An 18482-nucleotide genomic window follows, 5' to 3' on the forward strand; every position below is an offset into this window, starting at 1 on the left:
TTGTGGGGTTCCCAGTCATTAACAAACCCTGACGGTTGTCGCACCGACGTCCGTGTGGACCGCTCCGGAGCGGACGGTCCCTACTGTTGGGCGACATGACCCGGGCCGAGCGCGTCGCACCGTTCGCGGGACTCGCGTTCGGCGTACTGCTCGTGACGGTCGCGATGGTGCTGCCGGCCGTCACCGGGTGGGACGTGCACGTGCGGCACTTCCCGCCGTTGCACGCGTACTGGGATCCCCGCCTCGGTCCGGGGACGGTTCCCGCCCTCGTCGCCGGGGGGCTCGCGGTGTGGTGGTCGGTCCCGCTCGCCCAGCGACTGTCGTGGCGCGGGTTGCTGGCTGCGTCGTACGGCGCCGGGCTGGCCTGGATGCTGAGCCTGGCGTTCGTCGACGGCAAGCCCGGGGTCGGGGCGATCCTCGGCACCGAGTACGAGTACCTCCGCACCGCCCGCGCGACCACCGACTTCCACGGCATCCTGTCCGGCTGGGTGGCGCGGATCCCGTACGACGGGCTGCCGGACGACATCGCGAACGCCAACTGGCCGGTGCACGTCGCGGGCCACCCGCCCGGGGCGCTGGGCTTCTTCGTGTGGCTCGACCGGATCGGCCTCGGCAGCGACTGGTCCGCCGGGTTCGTGGTCACGGCGATCGCGGCCTCGACCGCCCTTGCGGTGCTGGTGACGCTCCGGCTGCTCGGCGCAGAGCCGGTCGCTCGCCGCGCCGCGCCGTTCCTCGTCCTCGGACCAGCTGCGATCTGGCAGTGCGTCAGCGCCGATGCGATGTTCGCCGCCGTCGCCGCGTGGGGCATCGCCGCCCTGGCCGCGGGCGCCGTGCGCCGCAGCATCACGTGGTCACTCCTCGCCGGCCTGCTCCTGGGGTACGCCGTGATGCTTTCCTACGGGCTGCCGCTGCTGGGCCTGCTCGCCGTCGCGGTGCTCGTGCTCGCCCGCACCTGGCGGCCGCTGCCGTGGGCGGTGCTGGGGGCGGTCGCGGTGGTGGCCGCCTTCGGCGCCTACGGGTTCTGGTGGTGGGAAGCGCTGCCGGCCCTGCACGACCGCTACTGGGCCGGCGTGGCACGCAACCGGCCGATGTCCTACTGGTGGTGGGGCAACCTGGCCGCGCTCACCTTCAGTGCCGGCCCGATGATGTGGGCCGGCTTCACCGCCCTCGGCGGCCGGACCCGCGAGGTCGGCGCCGCCGGTCTGCGCGTCGTCCGGTGGCTGGTCGGAGCGGCCGCGCTGATGGTGCTGGCCGCCGAGCTGTCCCAGATGAGCAAGGCCGAGGTCGAACGCATCTGGCTGCCGTTCGTCCCGTGGCTGCTGGTCGCCTGCGCCCTGCTGCCCGACCGCTGGCGACGAGCGGGCGTGGCGATCCAGGTGCTCGTCGCGCTGGTCGTGCAGCACCTGCTGTTCACGGGCTGGTGACGGGTACCTGCCCAGCCAGCGGCGGCTGGAACCTGACCGTCTCCTCCGACGGCATCAGGATCCACAGGACCGGGTAGACCAGGATCTGGCTGCCGGGGATGACCATCAGCAGCAGCACGAAGAGCAGCCGCGACGTCCACGGACCGATGCCGAAGCGGCGGCCCACGCCGGCACACACGCCGCCCAGCACCCGCCCTTCGCGTGGTCGGATCAGACCCTGGTGGGCGAAGCTCTGACGGATGTCACTCATGGTTGACGCTCTTCCTTCGGATGTCTGTCCAGGCTCCTGCCTGACACCTCCACAGTGCACCGCGGACCACCCGCGGCACATCGGGCGTGGCCCCGACCGGACCCTGATTCCTGGTGGCCCCGGTGTCAGGGTCGTGACGGCGGCACCAGTCCCGTGCGTTGACGGAACGTTCCGACAAACCGCGTCTTGATGGAACGTTCCGTCAAGGAAACGGGCTTGATCCGCGCTCGGACTCGCGAGGGACGAGCGCGGTCATCACCTTGCCTGCGTGGGTCGGTCTGCCATCCTGCGCGGGTGAAGTTTCGCTACTACGTGGTTTGACTCGGAGCCTCTGGTCGCGGGCGAGCGTGCAGAGCTCTGCCGCGTGGTCCTGCAGGCGCTGGAGGAGACAGCCGTTCGGTTCGAGGCTGACATTCCGTGGACCGCTGACAAGCCGTACCAGCAGACCGGGATGATGAACCGCCGCGACGACGCGCTGTGGCAGGCGTTCACCGCGTTCGCCGGATACGCGTACGACGCGAGTGCCTGGTCGGACAAACGAGTTCTCCCACTCGTGTCGCTGGCCGACTGCGGCACAGAGATCGTCGTGCGCGTCGATGAAGCGGAACGCGACCTCCTCGCATCGGCGGTCGAGCCGGTGCGGCTGATCTCTCACCGTGCGGCGCGTGCGCGATGGCGTCGCCGGCGCTGAGAGTCGACAGCGAGCACCAACCGCCCGGGACACCGCGCCGATCAAGCGGTCGCACACGGAGCTCCGCCCGGGCCGGGTAGTCCCGAACGATTGGACCCCTCTCGGGCCTCCCGAAGGGTCCGTTCACTCGGGACTATCCGCTCATCCGCACCGACGACTACTCCCGCAGCGGCGCGCTGGCGAACTCGGGGATGCCCTGCTCCGGCGCGATGCCCGCGGTGAAGCCGAGCTCGGCGGCGGTGAGCTGCGGGGAGGCCACGACGTGGCGGACGTCGCCGGCCCGGTAGTCCCCGGTCACCTCCGGAGCCGGTCCGTCGGCGGCGTCGGAGAGGAGCTCGGCGATGCGCACGATCGGCACCGGCGTACCCGAGCAGACGTTGTACGCCGCCCACGACTCGGCGGGTCGATCGATGACGGCGTCGATGGCGAGCAGGTTGGCGCGCGCGACGTCGTGGACGTGTACGAAGTCGCGCATCTGGCCTCCGTCCTCGAAGACCCGCGGCGCCCGCCCGTGCTCCAGCGAGGACCGGAAGATGGCGGCCACGCCGGAGTAGGGGGTGTCGCGCGGCATCCCCGGGCCGTAGACGTTGTGGTACCTCAGCCCGATGGCGCGCGCCCCCGCCTGTCGGGCCCAGGCGAGCGCGTAGTGCTCCTGGGCGACCTTGCTCGCCGCATAGCTGCTCCGCGGGTCGAGGCGCGCGTCCTCGGGGACGAGCTCCCACGTCAGCGGCGCGGCGCAGGTCGAGCAGTGGTTCTCGAAGTCGCCGGAGTCCAGGGCAGCACGGGTGCGGGCGGGCGCTTGCTGTTCCCCGTGCTCGGCGCAGGCATAGCGGCCCTCGCCGTACACGACCATCGAGCTGGCCAGGACGAGGGCGCCGACGCCGCGGTCCGCCATCGCCGCCAGCAGCGCCGCCGTGCCGAGGTCGTTGTGGCCGGCGTACGACGGCAGGTCGGCCACCGTGACCCCGGCCCCCACCATCGCTGCCTGGTGGCAGACAACGTCGACCCCGTCGAGGAGGTCGGCCCACCGGGCGGCGTCGCGTACGTCGAGCCGGTGCACCTCGGACCCCGCCGTGGCACCGGGACCGTGCGCCTCGGGAATCAGCGCGTCGACCAGGACCACCTCGTCGCCTCGATCGCTGAGCTGGGCCGCGATCGCGCTGCCGATGAAGCCGGCCGCCCCGGTCAGCAGGACGGTGCGTGGGGAGCATTGGTCGGCCATGGCGCCAGTGTGCCAACTGGACCAGACCGGTTGAGGGCACTTCTTCGTGATTGCCCCGATTCGGGGGCACGATGGCGGATGGTTGCGTCACCGGGGGCGCGCGCAGCGCTGTCGTGTGAGGAAAGTACGGGGGATGGTCGGAGTGCGTAAACTCCTTTCGCTGGTGGTGCTCGTCGCCCTGATGGTGGCGGGCCTGGCCACGTGGACTCCGGCAGCTCAGGCCGCCGACACCGGTAGCGCCGATCCGCAGTCCGGCAAGATCGTCAGTGACGAGCCGGGCACCAACGCGCCCAACATCCTGGACGGCACGGTCTACTCGATCGCCAAGGTGGGCAACACCATCGTGGTCGGCGGTTCGTTCACCCAGGCCCAGAACTTCAACACCTCCACGACGTTCACGCGCAACAACCTGCTGGCCTTCGACGCCACCACCGGTCGGTTGCTGACGACGTTCGCCCCCGACCCCGACGGCATCGTCTACAAGGTGCTCCCGGCCGCCGACGGCCAGTCGGTCTACGTCGCCGGCGCCTTCAACAACGCGGCCGGCGTGGCAATGCCGGGCCACCTCTTCAAGATGAACGTCACCACCGGCGCGCTCAGCACGACCTTCACCACGCCGACCATCAGCGGTGAGATCCGCGACCTCGAGCTCGTCGGCAACCACCTGTTCATCGCCGGCAAGTTCACCCACATCTTCGGCATCGTGCAGCGGGCCCTCGGCACGGTGTACGCCGACACCGGCAAGCGTGACCCCTACTTCAACGCCGTGCTCGCCGGCACGCACAACAACAACGTGGGCTCGATCACCAACGTGCTGCAGATCGCGATCAACAAGCAGAACAACGAGCTGATGGCGATCGGCAACTTCACCTCCGTCGACGGCCAGGCGCGGTCCCAGATCGCGCGGTTCGACGTCGGCAACACCCCGACCGCCGTGGACCCCAACGTGCACCAGACGCTGTCCACGTGGTCGACCAATCTCTTCACCCAGGGCTGCTCGTCGAACTTCGACACCTACATGACCGACGTCGAGTACGCCCCCAACGGCAACTACTTCATCGTCGCCACCACGGGTGCCTACGGCGGCAGCGGCAGCCTCAACGGCACCTCGGGCTGTGACGTGGTGGCTCGCTTCGAGGACAACGCTGCTGCCGGATCGGGTGCCACCTGGACCGCCTACACCGGCGGCGACACCACCTGGACCGTCGAGGTCACCGACAACGTCGTCTACGCCGGCGGCCACATGCGCTGGCAGAACAACCCCACCGCGGCGGACCAGGCCGGTCAGGGCGCGGTCAGCCGCGAGGGCATCGCGGCGCTGAACCCGGTCAACGGCATGCCCTACTCGTGGAACCCGACCCGCGCCCGCGGCGTCGGCGTGCAGGACATGCTGGCCACCAACGACGGTCTCTACGTGGGATCGGACACCGACCTCATCGGGCACACTGCCGGCAACGGCTACCACGCCCGCATCGCCTTCCTGCCGCTCGCCACTGGCACCCGCCTGCCGCAGCTGCAGAGCAACGCGCTTCCCGTCGACCTCTACAAGGTCGCCACCGGAGCCAGCCAGCTGCAGAAGCTCAACTTCACGGGAACGACCGCCGGCACGGCCGTCAACGTGCCGACCGGACCTGGCTGGAGCACCAGCGTCGGCGCGTTCATGGTCAACGGCGTGCTCTACAAGCTGAACTCCGACGGCTCGATGACCAAGCAGACCTTCGACGGCACGACGTACGGCGCCGCGAGCGCGGTGAACACGAGCGACGCGCTGGCCAACCAGACCGACTGGCACAACGACGTCAAGACGATCACCAGCATCTTCTACTCGGGCGGCTTCATCTACTACACCAAGTCCGGCACCGTGACGAGCAACAACGTGCTCTACCGTCGCGCCTTCGAGGTCGAGGACGGCGTGGTCGGCCAGCAGCGCTTCACCACGAGCACCACGAGCATCGACTACCGCAACGTCCGCGGTGCCTTCGTGGCCGGCGGCAAGCTCTTCTTCGCCAGTTCGTCGGGCAACCTGTGGCAGGCCACCTGGAACCAGGCCGGCCACACCGCCGTGACCGGCACCGCCGCCACCATCGGGACGGCCGGCACCGGCTGGTCCTCGCGGGCGCTGTTCCCGATGCAGGCGACGCCTCCGCCGGTGAACGACCCGCCGGTGGCGACCGCCACCGTGAGCTGCAACCAGCTCACCTGCAGCTACGACGCGACCGGGTCGACCGACCCCGAGGGCGGCGCGCTGACCTACGACTGGGACTTCGGCGACGGCACCAGCCACGGCACCGGCGTCACCACCACGCACACCTACGCCGCGGCCGGTGACCGCACCGTGACGCTGATCGTGACCGACAACAAGGGTGCGACCAACAGCGTCACCCGGACCGCCAGTGCGACCAACGACGCCGACACGATCGGTTTCGTCGCGAGCAACAACAACAACGGCAACCGCAGCAACCACGCGATCGCGGTGCCGGCCGGCACCCAGGTCGGCGACACGCTGCTGCTGTTCTTCGCGGCCAACTCCGTCGGCCCGGTGTACGCCGGTCCGGCCGGCTGGACCCAGGTGCTGACCCAGAACGGCACCGCAGCGGTGGGCAAGGTGTTCAGCAAGACCGCGACGGCAGCCGACCTCGGCGCCACGGTCACCGTGACGAGCAGGAACCCCGACGGCACCGCCTACTACGTCAAGTCCGACACGACCCTCGCGGCGTACCGCGGCACCAGCTCCTCGCCGATCTCCGTGAGCGCGATCACGGCCCAGAACGTCGCCAGTGCGACCCACCAGACGCCGACGGTCAGCGCCGCCAACGGCACCAACTGGTTGCTGAGCTTCTGGACCGACCGTTCGTCCACCACGACCGGATGGACCGGTCCGGCCAGCCAGACACAGCGTTCCGAGGGCAATGCCACCGGCACCAGCCACATGTCCTCGCTGCTGACCGACAGCAACGGGCGCGTCAGCGCCGGCGCCCAGGGCGGGCTCAACGCCACCGCCGACAGCAGCGCCCAGGGCCTCACCATGAGCCTGATGCTGGCTCCAGCCGGACCTCCGCCGCCCAACCAGGCACCGGTCGCCCACGCCACGATGGTGGGCTGCACCAACCTGACCTGCTCCTTCGACGGCGGGTCGTCGACCGACCCCGAGTCGGGCGCCCTGACCTACGACTGGAACTGGGGTGACGGGACGGCCCACGGCACCACGGCCACCCCGACGCACGCCTTCGCCAACGGCGGCAACCAGACCGTCACGCTGACGGTGACCGACCCCCAGGGCGCCACCGGCGTCGACACCGTGGTCGCGACGCCGACGACCCCACTGGCCAACCAGGCGCCGACCGCACGGATCACCGGCACCGGCTGCACCGGCCTGTCCTGCTCGGCCGACGGCTCGTCCTCCAGCGACCCCGACAGCGACACGCTGACCTACGACTGGAACTGGGGTGACGGCACGGCCCACAGCACGACCGCCAACCCGACGCACACCTACACCTCCGCCGGTGCCAAGACCGTGACGCTGACGGTCGACGATGGTCACAGCCACACGGCCACCGCGACGACGACGCTGAACCCGACGAGCAGCGCCACCGGCATCGGCTTCGTCGCAGCGGCCAACAACAACGGCAACCGTTCGAACCACTCGATCGTGGTGCCCAGCGGCACCGCGGTGGGCGACACGATGCTGCTGTACTTCAGCGCCAACTCGACGACTCCCGTCTACGCCGGTCCGGCGGGCTGGACCCAGGTGCGGACCGACTCGAGCACGGGGGCGATCGGCACCGTCTACACCAAGACCGCCACGGCCGCGGACCTCGGCGCCACGGTCACGGTCACGAGCCGCAACCCCGACGCCACGGCCTACCTGGTCAAGTCCGACCTGACCATCGCCTCCTACCGCGGAGTCGGCACCCCGGCCATCAGCGCCTCGGCCATCGCGGGCCAGAACACAGCGGCGACGGTGCACACGACACCGACGGTCACCGCTCCCGACGCCACCAACTGGCTGGTCAGCTACTGGACCGACAAGTCCTCCACGACGACGGGATGGACCGGTCCCGCCGGCCAGACGCAGCGCTCGGAGGGCACTGCCACGGGCACCGGCCACATGTCCTCGCTGCTCACCGACAGCAACGCTCCGGTCGCCGCCGGCACCCGGGGTGGGCTCAGCGCCACCGCCGACAGCTCGGCCAAGGGCATCACGATGAGCGTGCTGCTCTCGGGCAGCGGCGCAGCTCCCGCCAACGCGGCGCCGACGGCACACATCACCAACGCCGGCTGCACCGGGCTCGCCTGCTCGTTCACCGGTACGACGTCGACGGACCCGGACAACGACACGCTCACCTACAGCTGGAACTTCGGCGACGGCACGGCGGCGTCGACCACTCCCAACCCGTCGCACACCTACGCCACGGCCGGGGCCAAGACGGTCACGCTGACTGTCAACGACGGCCACGGCCACAGCGCGACCGACACCACGACCGTCAACCCGTCCGGAACAGCCCCGGTCAGCAACGTGGCGTACGTCGGTGCCAACTCCAGCAACGGCAACCGCAGCATCCACACCACGGCGATGCCGAGCGGTGTCCAGGCCGGCGACACCTTGATCGCCTTCTTCACCGGCAACGGCACCACCCCGACGTACACGCCTCCGTCGGGCTGGACCCTGCTGGAGACCAAGGACGGCAACGGCATCGTGGCCCGCGCCTGGACGAAGACGGCAACGGCCAACGAGCCCAGCGTGACGGTCACGTCGTCGGTGCTGTGCAAGTCCGACCTCACGGTCGTGGCCTACCGCGGGCTCAACGGCACCACGCCGATCGCCGCCTCGGCCTCGAAGACCGACGACGCGGCGGGTGCGGCCCACGTCAGCCCGGCCGTCACCGCGACCGACAGCACCAGCTGGTTGGTCACCTACTGGGCCGACAAGTCCACCGACACCACCGGGTTCAGCACCCCGGCCGGTCAGACCGTACGGCGCGCCGTGGCCACCACCTCGTCCTCGGGTCACATCACTGCCCTGCTCGCGGACGGCAACGGTCCGGTCGCGTCGGGAGCCCGGGGCCAGCTGACGGCCACCGCCAACTCGACCAGCTCGCGAGGTGCCAGCTTCAGCGTCCTGCTGAAGAGCTCCTGAGCTCGTCTACTCGCTGTCCGGGTGGCAGTGGTCCCCGTCGGCCTTCCTGGAGGCGGGTACGTCGATCGACGGGTTCTGGTCGAAGAACCCGAACGGCTTGAGCCAGAAGGCGATCGTGTCGGCCGGCATGATCGGCCAGTCCTCGACCCGGGTGACGTGGTGGATGCCGAAGACGTACCAGAGCACGACGTCGGTGTTCTGCAGTGGTTCGTCGTCGGCGATGAAGCGCGTCATCCCGTCGTCGTCGCTGGACTGGGTCGGGTAGGCGCCGCACGGCCAGCGCTCGTCGTCGTGGTGGCGGGTCACCCAGAGGGTGTGGCCGATCACCGGCGCCCGGCGGAACTGCGGCGCGTCCGGCTCCATCATCGGCGGGATGGAGGCACTGGGCACCAGCTTGTAGGCCGGGTTGGTGCCGAGCGCGTTGGTGCGGTTGGGGTTGACCACCTTCCACGAGCGCTGTGTCGCCCAGTTGAAGTCGCGCGCCGACTCGGCCTCCGAGGTGACCGGGGTCGACTCGGTGACCACCGCCAGGCCGTAGGGGTTGTCCTCCGACGTCGGCAGTGCCCGCGAGTCGACCTCCATGACCGTGTTGTCGTCACCGTCGACGTCGAGGTCGAGGCGCGCCACCAGGAAGTGCTGGTGGAAGGGCGCATAGGTGCGGTTGTCGACGACCGTCCCGGTGGCGGGCGGGCCGGCCTTCTCGTCGTACGGCGTGGTCACCATCAGGCCGGTCGCGCGCACCTCGCACTCGATGTTCCCGTCCTGGTAGAAGCGCCAGTAGACGAGGTACTCGTAGTTGGCGACGGTCGCGTGGCAGGACACCACCAGCCGCCGCATCCGCCGGACCTCGGCGCCGAGTTTGTGGTCGACGTGCTTCCAGAGGACGGCGTTGTCCTCCTCGTGCAGGCAGATGGCGTTGGGGATCGTGTACGGCTCGCCCGCGGTGTCGTGCAGCGTCGCGTCGAGGTAGCGGATCTCGCCGAGGCAGTCGCAGCCGAGCTCGAGCGAGGTGGTCATGAAGCCGAGGCCCCACTCGCCGATGTCGAACGCGGTGCGCCGGTAGTGGTCGAAGGACGCATCGCGGTAGGGGACGACCATCTCGGTGAACGACATCCGGTAGGCGATCTCGCGACGGGTCCCGTGGTCGTCGTACGCCACCTGGTAGATGACCGGACCCTCGCGGTAGTTGAACCCGATGCGCATGGTCCAGTTCTGCCAGCTGAGCTCGGTGCCCTCCACGGTGAAGGAGACGCCGTCGGGCTGGGTGATGTGGAGCGGGGCCACCTCGCGCTGCTCACCGGTCCAGGGGCCGGGCACGTACTCCGCATCGACCAGGGGCTGGCCGTGGTCGTGGTCGTTCTCGAGCTCGAGCAGCTCCAGGGTGTTCACGTCGACGACGACCTTCAGCCCCGAGACCGGGTGCGCGTAGAGGTTGCCGTCGGGGGTCTCGCGGTACCAGATGTCGCACCATCCCAGGCGCCGGTCGCGCCACTGCTCGGGCATCAGTGCCTTGCCGTAGGTCCACACCTCGATGGTCACCAGGGACATGTCGGTGATGCCGCGCTCGGCCAGGGCCGCGACCACATCGGGATGGGCACGCATCGCCTCGTCGACCTCGTGGTACTCGTCGGTCGTGAAGTGCGGCGTCACCCCGGGCACGTGCGTCCACGAGACCACGGTGTCGCCGGTGAGGTCGACGACACCCTCGAAGGTCTGGTTGTCCTCGCGGTTCCACAGCACCGCGAACGCCGTACGCCGGACCGGGTCGCCGGGGCGCCAGGCCTTGACCGCTGCCTTCGGCGGCTCGAGCAGCTCGATCGAGGCGAACCGCCACGACGCCGAGAGCGACTGGTCACGCCGCAGGGCGGCGGCAGTCTGCCGGAACTCGGCTTCGTCGAGTGGCTCGAGGGGATGCTGTGCCATCGGTCTCCTGCCTCGCGGACGACACCCGACGAGTGCCGTTGCGCACTATGCCACGGGCCTTCGCCGGGCCGAGCAGGCTGAAACCGGCCGTAGGGAGGAGTACTGCGCGGCGCCAGCCGTGGTGATGGCGCCGCGCAGATCGCCCGCGGTCAGCGCCCCCGCGCTACGGGCGAACTCCTCGAGATGTCGGCGAACGCCGAACACCTGTCGGATGCTCATGGAACGCCGCCACTGGGAGTTCATGACGTGGTTCTTGCCGAAAAGTTGTCCGCGACGTCAGGAGCCCGCGTCGCCGTGCTGGTCGGGGAGTGGCTGCCGGTCGGCGAGCAGAGGAGTGGCAGGGTCCCAGGTCGTGCCGTTCCGTTCATCCTGACGCCTGCGCGCGATGGCCGACAGGGCCTCCAGCACGACCCGGTTGGCCACCGCAGCAGTGATGTCGGCGTGGTCGTACGGCGGTGCCACCTCGACCACGTCGACGCCCACGACCGGCAGCTCGAGACAGATCCGGCGTACGGCGTCGAGCAGCTCCCGCGCCGACAACCCGCCGGGCTCGGGGGTGCCGGTGCCCGGAGCGTGCCCGGGGTCGCAGACGTCTATGTCGACCGAGAGGAAGACGCCGTCGCAGTCGTCCATGGCGATCACGAACGCCTCGCTCAGGCACTCGTTCAGGCCGCGGTGCACGACCTCGGTCATCTCGTAGGACCGCATCTGCTGCCCGGCCATCCAGTCGAGCGTGTCCGGCGGTGGCCAGTAGCCGCGGAGCCCTACCTGGAGGAAGCGGTCGCCGCGCAGGGCACCGGACTCGATCAGGCGCCGCATCGGCTGGCCGTGCCCCCACAAGGAGCCGAACTCGATGTCTCCGGTGTCGGCGTGCGCGTCGAAGTGGATCATCGAGATCCGCCCGTGGCCGAGCACGTTCGCGACGCCCTTGGCGTCGGGGAAGGTGACCGAGTGGTCGCCGCCGAGGATGACCGGGATCGCGCCCGATCGGGTGACCTTCTCGACCGCGGCCTCGAGCGCGGGCAGGGCCACCTCGATGTCCCCGGAGTACATCTCGACGTCCCCAGCGTCGACCACGTCGAGGTCGACCAGTCCGTCGGTGCGCAGCGCCAGGCTGGGCCGCGACCCGTCGTGGGCGAGGTAGTCGCGCATCCGGATCGCCATCGGCCCGAACCGTGCCCCGGAGCGGGCCGAGGTGCCTCCGTCGAACGGAGCGCCGAGGATCACCACCTGCGCATCGGCGTACGACGAGGGGTCGTCGAGGTCGCACATCGGGACGCCCAGGAAGGTGAAGTCAGGGCCGAACTGCTGCCCGTAGCGAGTCATTCCCGGAGTCTGGCACCGGTCGAGGGCCGCGTCACGCGCGCGTGCCCACGACGTACGGCGAACGCCCGGCGATCGTGGTCACCACGATGGCGGTGACCGTCATCGACAGCGCGATGCCGGCCAGCACCACGAGCTGGAACTTCGCCGCGTCTGCGGGGCTGGCGCCACCGAACAGCGCACCGACGAACGCGCCGGGCAGGGTGACCAGCCCGGTCGACTTGGACTGGTCGAGGGTCGGGATCAGCGATTCCCGCACGGCCTCGCGACCGATGTCCCGGTGGGCCACGGCCGGTGTCGCGCCGAGCGACAGCCAGGCCTCGATCTCGCTGGCCCGGGCGCGTGCCGAGCGGAGGAAGTTGCGCCCGGAGAGGGTGGCGGCGCTCATCGCGTTGCCGATGATGATCCCGCCGGTCGCCACCAGGTAGCGGGCTTCGAGATCGGCGAGCTGCAGCGCGAAGATCGCACCGAGGCTGGCCAGGGCTCCAGCCGCGACGCCGACCACTGCCGCCTCACGACCCCGCCAGAGATCGCGCGTGCGACCCATCGCCGTGACCGAGGCGGTGCTGAGCATCAGCAGCACGAAGGCGACGGCGGTCCAGGGCACCGCCAGCACGCCGCGGAGCAGCAGCGCCACGATCGAGAGCTGGACGGCGGCCCGGGCGATCGCCCAGAGCGGGAACAGGCGCAGGCCGGTGCCGTACCAGAGCCCGAGCCCGACAGTCGCCGCCGCCAGCACGAGCACGCGGGCACCGAACCACGCGTCGTTCCACACCTCCTGCACAGGGCGAGCCTGCCACGCAGATGCCGACGAGCGGTCCAGCCCACACGTGCCGGTGTGCTGCCACGGCTCGGCTCCGTGGCTGCTCGGTGTCATCCTCGACGGGTGGATGGGGGCGCGTCAGGCGATCAGGCGGTGACTTTCCTGTTCACCGAGCTCGAGGGCACGGCGCTGCTGTGGGAAGAGCATCCGGCCGACATGGAGGATGCCCTGGCTCGGCACGACGCTCTGCTGCGGAGTGCGTTCGTCGCCCACGGCGGCGAGGTGTTCGCCGCCGACGGTGACGGCTTCGGAGCGGTCTTCGACAACACCGAGGACGCGGTCGGTGGCGCCGTCGCCGCGCAGCGCGCGCTCGCCACCGAGGCCTGGTCAGACGACCTACGGCTGCGGGCTCGCATGGGTATCGAGACCGGCACTGCCCGTGGGCGCGGCGGGAGCTACATCGGCCTCGGACCGAACCGCGCCGCCCGCATCATGGCGGCGGCCCACGGCGGGCAGGTCCTGGTCGGCGAACGGGCGGCGGCACTTCTCGACGGGGCCGAGCTGGTCGACCTGGGGGACCACAGCCTGCCCGACCTGCCGCGGGCCGAGCGCCTGTTCCAGGTGGTGGTCGCCGGCGCGCCGGCCCACTTCCCGACTCCGCGCGCTCGTGACGCGCACCGCGGCAACATGCCGATGCCGACCTCGAGCCTGATCGGCCGTGAGCAGCTTCTCCTCGAGCTGACCGAGCTGGTGCGCACCCACCGCCTGGTGACGCTCACCGGCGTCGGTGGTGTCGGCAAGACCCGCCTCTCGATCGAGGTGGGCGCCACCCTCAGGGAGGAACACCCGGACGGCGTCTGGATGGTCGAGCTCGCTCCGCTCACCGACCCCGACGCCGTGCCCGACGCGATCGCTTCCACGCTGGGCATCACGCCCACCGCGGGCGTGGCCGTGCTCGAGACGCTGGCCGAGGCGCTTTCGGGTCGGCGGGTGCTCGTCGTGCTCGACAACTGCGAGCACCTCGTGGGAGCGGTGTCGGAGACGGTGCGCGAGCTCGTCGCCCGGACCTCGACGCTGCGCGTTCTCGCGACGTCCCGCGAAGCCATCGACGTACCCGGCGAGCAGCGCCGGCTGGTCCTGCCGCTCGCGCTCGACGGAGGAGCGGACTCACCGGCGGTCACCCTCTTCGTCGAGCGAGCCCGTGCGCTCCAGTCACGGATCGACTTCGCGCAGCCCGACACTGCGGCGGCGGTCGTCGAGATCTGCCGCAGCCTGGACGGGTTGCCGCTCGGCATCGAGCTGGCCGCGGCCCGCACGATCTCCATGAGCCCGATCGACATCCGCGACCGCCTCGGCGACCGGTTCCGCATCCTCACCGCATCGCCGCGCGCTCCGCAGCGCCAGCAGACGCTGCGCAACGTGGTCGCGTGGTCCTACGAGCTGCTCGACGAGGACGAACGCGCGTTGCTGTGCACCAGTGCGGTGTTCGCCGGCGGCTTCACCATCGGGGCGATCAGCGACGTGCTCGGGGCGTACGACGAGCTGGCGGTGCTCGACCTCGTCGACTCCCTCGTGCGCAAGTCGCTGGTGACCGCCGACACGGCAGCTGGTACGTCGCGTTACCTGGTGCTCGAGACGATCCGGCAGTTCGCCGAGGACGAGCTCGTCGCGTCGGGTTCGATCGACGTCGTACGAGACCGACATGCCGTCCGTCTCGCCCAGGAGGCAACGGCGCGCTGGGCCCGGTGGAACGGTCCCGAGTGGCGAGAGTGCGTCGACTGGCTCGAGGTCGAGCTCGCGAACCTCCGGGTCGCCTTCCGGTGGAGCTGGTCGCGTGGCGACCTCGAGACCGCTGCCGACATCGCCGCCCATGCCGCCCTCATGGGTGCGTCGGTGCAGGTGTTCGAGACGGTCGGGTGGGCCCAGCAGCTGCTGGGCGATGCGACCCGGGCAGACGTTCACCACCTGCCGCGGCTCTACACCGGCGCCGCGTGGGGCTGCTTCACCGGCAGCCCCGACGAGGCGGTCGTCGCGGCCCGCACCGCAGGGTCACTCGAGGCAGACCCGCGGTACGAGCCGTGCGAGCCGGGGCTGTCCGGGCTCGTGGAGGCGCTGTCCCACGTGTACGCCGGTCACCTCGACCGTTACGTCGAGGCGGCCGAGCGAGTAGCCGCCCTACCTGGCCGACCACGTGGCTGGGGCCTCTCCTTGCTCCTCGACGGCCTGCAGGCCTCCGACCGCCTCGCCGAGGCGCTGGCCCTGACCGACGAGGCGATGGCGGCCGCCCGAGACCTCGGCAACCCCTACTTCATCGCCTACGCCTACTGGACCTCCGGCAGCGCCCACCGACACACCGAACCCGACCGGGCGCTCGCGCTGTGGCGCGAAGGCCTCGCCTACGTGCACCGGCACCGTGTCGGGTTCTTCGTCGGCTTCATCGCCCGCGACGCAGCGCGCCTGCGACTCGTGGACGCCGACCCCGACGACGCCCTCACGATGTTCGACGCGGCCATCGACGCCTTCCAGCAGGCCGGCAGCGTGCCCCAGCTCACGATCACCCTGGCCAGCGCGACCGCGCTGTTCGAACGCATTGGCCGGCTGGAGAGCGCCGCCACCCTGTACGCCGCCATCGTCCGCCAACCGGGCAGTGAGCACCACGTCCCCGAGCTGCCCGACCTCGCCGAACGCCTCGAGGCCGGGCTCGGCACCGCAGCCTTCCGCACGAACTGCGTCGCAGGGGAGGGGATGGACCTCGGCGACACGGCCCACTTCGCCCGAGGCGTGATCCAGCAGTCGCGCACCGAGCTCCGGGCAGCTGCCGGCGCAAGGCGACCGGGTGGCCTGAGCGAGCGCGAGGTGGAGGTGGTCCGCCTGGCGGCACAGGGCCTGCGGACCCGCGAGATCGCGGAGCGGCTGTTCATCTCGGCGAAGACCGCGGACCGGCACATCCAGAACCTCTACACGAAGATCGGCGCCTCCAACCGGGCCGACGCGACGCGGTGGGCCGTGGAGCACGGACTCGTCGACTGACGAGGCGGGAATGGGGAGTTCTCCGGATGCGGCCGGGGTGGCGACCGGCGAAGTATCGCTGGTGTTCACCACCCCGACGGAACAAGGAGAACGTCATGATCCTCGCCACCACCAAGTTCGCAGACTGGGACCGCTTCTGGTCCGTGTTCAGCACCGCCGGCGCGGAGAAGCGCGCCGAGCACGGCTGCAAGGGAGCCCAGGTCTTCCGCGACGACGCCGCCTCGGACAGCGTCTGGGTCGTCTTCGACTGGGACGAGGCCGGCTGGCAGTCGTTCGTCTCCGACCCCACCGTCCCGCCGATCATGAAGGACGCCGGTCACCTCACCAAGCCCTACCCCCTGCACTTCCAGGGTGCGGTCGAGGCCTGAGGCGCGACGATGACGACAACAGCCGACGACCCCGTCAAGGTCGGCGTGATCACCGACCTCACCGGGCCGCTGTCCTTCATGGGCATCGCGAACGCGAACGTGGCCGACATGGTCGTGCAGCAGATCAACGACGAGGGCGGGCTGCTCGGGCGGCCCCTCCGCCTCATCGTCGAGGACAGTGCCACCGACGACCAGGCAGCCGAGCAGGCGGCCACCAAGATGGTCGACGAGCACGACGTCGATGTCGTGCTCGGCGGCATCTACAGCTCGACCAGACAGGCGATCAAGGGCCCCGTGGTCGAGCGCGGACGCAAGCTGTACATCTACCCCGAGCAGTACGAGGGGCAGGAGTCGGACCCGCTGATCTTCTGCACCGGGCCGGTGCCTGCGCAGCAGATCGAGCCGCTCTTCCCGTGGCTCATGGAGCGGACGGGCGCGAAGAGCGTCTACCTTCCGTCGGCCGACTACATCTGGCCCCACGTGCTGAACGCCAAGGTCACGGAGGTCGTCACCGCCCGTGGTGGGTCGATCGTGGGCGAGGAGTACCACCCGCTCGACCACATGGACTACGACGCGACGGTGGATCGCATCATGAGCAGCGGGGCGGACCTGGTGTTCAACACCATCGTGCCGCCGGGGCTGACCCCGTTCCTGGCCAAGCTGCACGAGGCAGGCTTCACGGCCCGGGGAGGGACCGTCGTGTGCACCTACTTCGACGAGAACTTCCTCAACCTCGTGCCGGCCGAGCAGATCGAGGGCCTCTACGGGTGCCTGGACTACTACCGGGAGGTGACAGATCCGTTCAGCTCGGAACTGCTGCAGGAGTACGACCGCCGCTACCCGGGCAGCGCCCAGTTCACGGCCGGGAGCGCGTGCACGGGCATGTACCGCGGCCTGCGGCTATGGGCGGCCGCCGTCGCCGAGGCCGGCTCGTTGGACACCGACGCCGTCGTCAAGGCGCTCGACACGGCAAGCCTCAGCGAGGGTCCGGGGGGTCCCGCCGAGATGGTCCCCGGGCAGCACCACCTCCGGCTGAACATGTACATCGCGCAGGCTCGCGACGGTGTGTTCGAGGTCGTGGAGGACCTCGGTCGCGTCGACCCGAAGGAGGCGGTGGTCGAGACCAGCTGACGCCGCAGTGGTCCTGAGTCGGTAGCGTCGAGACCCGACGCCGGGGAGACCTCATGGACCGCTTGCAGACGCTCGACTACGCGCTGGGCGAGCTCCGGCGCGTAGTCGGCACTCTCGACGACTCAGTGATGGACGGCCCGACGAACTGCGATCCGTGGACCGTACGCCGCCTGGCCAGCCATGCCCTCAACAACGAGCTGGTGTGGGCCGGCCTGGTCACCGGCCAGCACCTCGTGGCCGTCGAGGACGCCATGGGGGCCGTGCCGATCGAGGGCGACCTCGATCCGGTGGCCGCCGACGTCACCGCCCAGGCAGCAGCGTTGTGGCGCACGGACGGGATCCTCGACGCGGCACACGCGACACCGTTCGGTGAGCTGCCGGGTTCGGTGGTGATCGACTTCGCCATCATCGACGCCGCCGCCCATGCCTGGGACCTGTCGAGCAGCGTCGGTCGGCCACTCGAGTTCGACCAGTCCCGGATCGACGTACTCTCCCAGGTCGTCGAGGCCACCTGCACCGACGCGGCGCGGGACCACGACTTGATCAAGCCGCCCACGGCCGTCCCGAGCGATGCGACCGACACCGAACGGTTGATGGCCGCCGCGGGCAGGGCCGTGCGCAGGTAGCCCGGCCGCGCTCAGCTCAGGAGCTCTGGACTGGGCTCCACGCGAGTGGGCCTGGTCAACGGCTCGCGCTCGAGATCGGCGGCGGTGTCCGGGTCGGTCGCAGGCGCCGCGTCAGGCTCGCCATCGGGGGGCTGGACGGGTTCGCTCGGGCTGGTGGGCATGTGGTGCTGGTACCCCGAGTGGTGGCACTCGATGCGGAGCAGCGCCCCCTGTGGGGGCCGGCTCATTCGCCGGCGGGCTCCTCGGCTGCCTCGGTCTCGGCGACCTGCGTCGGGTCGGACACCGGTTCGCCGTCGTCCTCGACCGGCGGGTCCACACCCGGGTCCTCAGGGGGATCGGCCGGATCCTGGGCCACGTCCCCGCTCTCCACCTCGGCCGGCCGGTCCTGCTCGGGCTCGGGCAGTCCTGCGGTGTCGGTCTCCGGGTTCGGGGCCACCTGGTCGGCGGCGGACTCGGGGCTGGGCTCGCTGGACGGCTCCGCGGGTCGGTTGGTCACGGCTCGGTCCTCCTCGGGCGGGTTCCTTCGGTCCTCATGCGCTACCGGTACCCGTCGGGCAGGAATGCAGCCGCTCAGTGTGCGGCCCCGATGGTGCT

General features: G+C 70.4%; 14 protein-coding genes. 7 read left to right on the forward strand and 7 right to left on the reverse strand.

Annotation, left to right across the window (positions count from 1 at the left end; genetic code table 11):
- Window positions 1-95: 95 nt before the first annotated feature.
- Window positions 96-1424, forward strand: a complete 1329-nt coding sequence (locus tag H976_RS0116000; protein WP_027862366.1) for a hypothetical protein — start codon at window positions 96-98, stop codon at window positions 1422-1424.
- Here the strand turns inward: H976_RS0116000 and H976_RS0116005 are convergent.
- Window positions 1411-1674, reverse strand: a complete 264-nt coding sequence (locus H976_RS0116005; protein ID WP_027862367.1) for a PspC domain-containing protein — start codon at window positions 1672-1674, stop codon at window positions 1411-1413. The genes H976_RS0116000 and H976_RS0116005 overlap by 14 nt on opposite strands.
- 364 nt (window positions 1675-2038) lie before the next feature.
- Here H976_RS0116005 and H976_RS0116010 point away from each other — a divergent pair, with 364 nt between their 5' ends.
- A complete protein-coding gene (locus H976_RS0116010; protein ID WP_027862368.1) occupies window positions 2039-2365 on the forward strand; it encodes a hypothetical protein in 327 nt (108 codons plus the stop codon).
- A gap of 157 nt (window positions 2366-2522) precedes the next feature.
- On the opposite strand, the gene H976_RS0116015 is transcribed toward H976_RS0116010, so the two are convergent.
- A complete protein-coding gene (locus H976_RS0116015; RefSeq protein WP_027862369.1) occupies window positions 2523-3587 on the reverse strand; it encodes an NAD(P)-dependent oxidoreductase in 1065 nt (354 codons plus the stop codon).
- A gap of 142 nt (window positions 3588-3729) precedes the next feature.
- Between H976_RS0116015 and H976_RS31020 the strand changes: the two genes are divergently transcribed.
- The gene (locus H976_RS31020; RefSeq protein WP_155918325.1) at window positions 3730-8724 is read left to right on the forward strand and encodes a PKD domain-containing protein; all 4995 of its coding nucleotides are present in this window, start codon (window positions 3730-3732) and stop codon (window positions 8722-8724) included.
- Between the two features lie 6 nt (window positions 8725-8730).
- On the opposite strand, the gene H976_RS0116025 is transcribed toward H976_RS31020, so the two are convergent.
- From H976_RS0116025 to H976_RS0116035, 3 genes are all read right to left on the reverse strand, one after another.
- Window positions 8731-10647: a primary-amine oxidase gene (locus tag H976_RS0116025; RefSeq protein WP_027862370.1), complete on the reverse strand. Its 1917-nt coding sequence runs from the start codon at window positions 10645-10647 to the stop codon at window positions 8731-8733.
- A 276-nt stretch (window positions 10648-10923) separates the two neighbouring features.
- Window positions 10924-11973, reverse strand: a complete 1050-nt coding sequence (gene speB / locus H976_RS0116030; protein ID WP_027862371.1) for an agmatinase — start codon at window positions 11971-11973, stop codon at window positions 10924-10926.
- A gap of 31 nt (window positions 11974-12004) precedes the next feature.
- Complete coding sequence (locus H976_RS0116035; protein WP_027862372.1) at window positions 12005-12754, reverse strand: ABC transporter permease; 750 nt, start codon at window positions 12752-12754, stop codon at window positions 12005-12007.
- A 132-nt stretch (window positions 12755-12886) separates the two neighbouring features.
- Between H976_RS0116035 and H976_RS26755 the strand changes: the two genes are divergently transcribed.
- The 4 genes from H976_RS26755 (at window position 12887) to H976_RS0116055 (ending at window position 17888) form a co-directional block, all read left to right on the forward strand.
- On the forward strand, window positions 12887-15763 hold the full coding sequence (locus H976_RS26755) for a LuxR C-terminal-related transcriptional regulator (RefSeq protein ID WP_051276913.1): 2877 nt from the start codon (window positions 12887-12889) through the stop codon (window positions 15761-15763).
- Between the two features lie 95 nt (window positions 15764-15858).
- Entirely contained in the window at window positions 15859-16131 is a 273-nt protein-coding gene (locus H976_RS0116045; protein ID WP_027862373.1) for a hypothetical protein, read from the forward strand.
- Between the two features lie 9 nt (window positions 16132-16140).
- Complete coding sequence (locus tag H976_RS0116050; RefSeq protein ID WP_027862374.1) at window positions 16141-17262, forward strand: substrate-binding protein; 1122 nt, start codon at window positions 16141-16143, stop codon at window positions 17260-17262.
- Between the two features lie 53 nt (window positions 17263-17315).
- Window positions 17316-17888: a TIGR03086 family metal-binding protein gene (locus tag H976_RS0116055; protein WP_027862375.1), complete on the forward strand. Its 573-nt coding sequence runs from the start codon at window positions 17316-17318 to the stop codon at window positions 17886-17888.
- An 11-nt stretch (window positions 17889-17899) separates the two neighbouring features.
- Here the strand turns inward: H976_RS0116055 and H976_RS0116060 are convergent, their stop codons facing one another.
- Complete coding sequence (locus H976_RS0116060; protein ID WP_027862376.1) at window positions 17900-18115, reverse strand: hypothetical protein; 216 nt, start codon at window positions 18113-18115, stop codon at window positions 17900-17902.
- Window positions 18112-18384 (reverse strand): hypothetical protein, encoded by a 273-nt coding sequence (locus tag H976_RS0116065; protein ID WP_027862377.1) that lies wholly within the window; start codon window positions 18382-18384, stop codon window positions 18112-18114. Before H976_RS0116065 ends, H976_RS0116060 begins: the two co-directional genes overlap by 4 nt.
- Between the last annotated feature and the right edge of the window lie 98 nt (window positions 18385-18482).

Origin of the sequence: Marmoricola sp. URHB0036 (genome assembly GCF_000426045.1) — a bacterium.
Taxonomy (GTDB): Bacteria; Actinomycetota; Actinomycetes; order Propionibacteriales; family Nocardioidaceae; genus Marmoricola.

What these genes read in the sequence shown, in the direction of transcription:
- H976_RS0116000 (WP_027862366.1), top strand. Translation starts at nt 96, where the DNA reads ATGACCCGGGCCGAGCGCGTCGCACCGTTCGCGGGACTCGCGTTCGGC.
- H976_RS0116005 (WP_027862367.1), bottom strand. Translation starts at nt 1,674, where the DNA reads ATGAGTGACATCCGTCAGAGCTTCGCCCACCAGGGTCTGATCCGACCA.
- H976_RS0116015 (WP_027862369.1), bottom strand. Translation starts at nt 3,587, where the DNA reads ATGGCCGACCAATGCTCCCCACGCACCGTCCTGCTGACCGGGGCGGCC.
- H976_RS0116025 (WP_027862370.1), bottom strand. Translation starts at nt 10,647, where the DNA reads ATGGCACAGCATCCCCTCGAGCCACTCGACGAAGCCGAGTTCCGGCAG.
- speB (WP_027862371.1), bottom strand. Translation starts at nt 11,973, where the DNA reads ATGACTCGCTACGGGCAGCAGTTCGGCCCTGACTTCACCTTCCTGGGC.
- H976_RS0116045 (WP_027862373.1), top strand. Translation starts at nt 15,859, where the DNA reads ATGATCCTCGCCACCACCAAGTTCGCAGACTGGGACCGCTTCTGGTCC.
- H976_RS0116050 (WP_027862374.1), top strand. Translation starts at nt 16,141, where the DNA reads ATGACGACAACAGCCGACGACCCCGTCAAGGTCGGCGTGATCACCGAC.
- H976_RS0116055 (WP_027862375.1), top strand. Translation starts at nt 17,316, where the DNA reads ATGGACCGCTTGCAGACGCTCGACTACGCGCTGGGCGAGCTCCGGCGC.
- H976_RS0116060 (WP_027862376.1), bottom strand. Translation starts at nt 18,115, where the DNA reads ATGAGCCGGCCCCCACAGGGGGCGCTGCTCCGCATCGAGTGCCACCAC.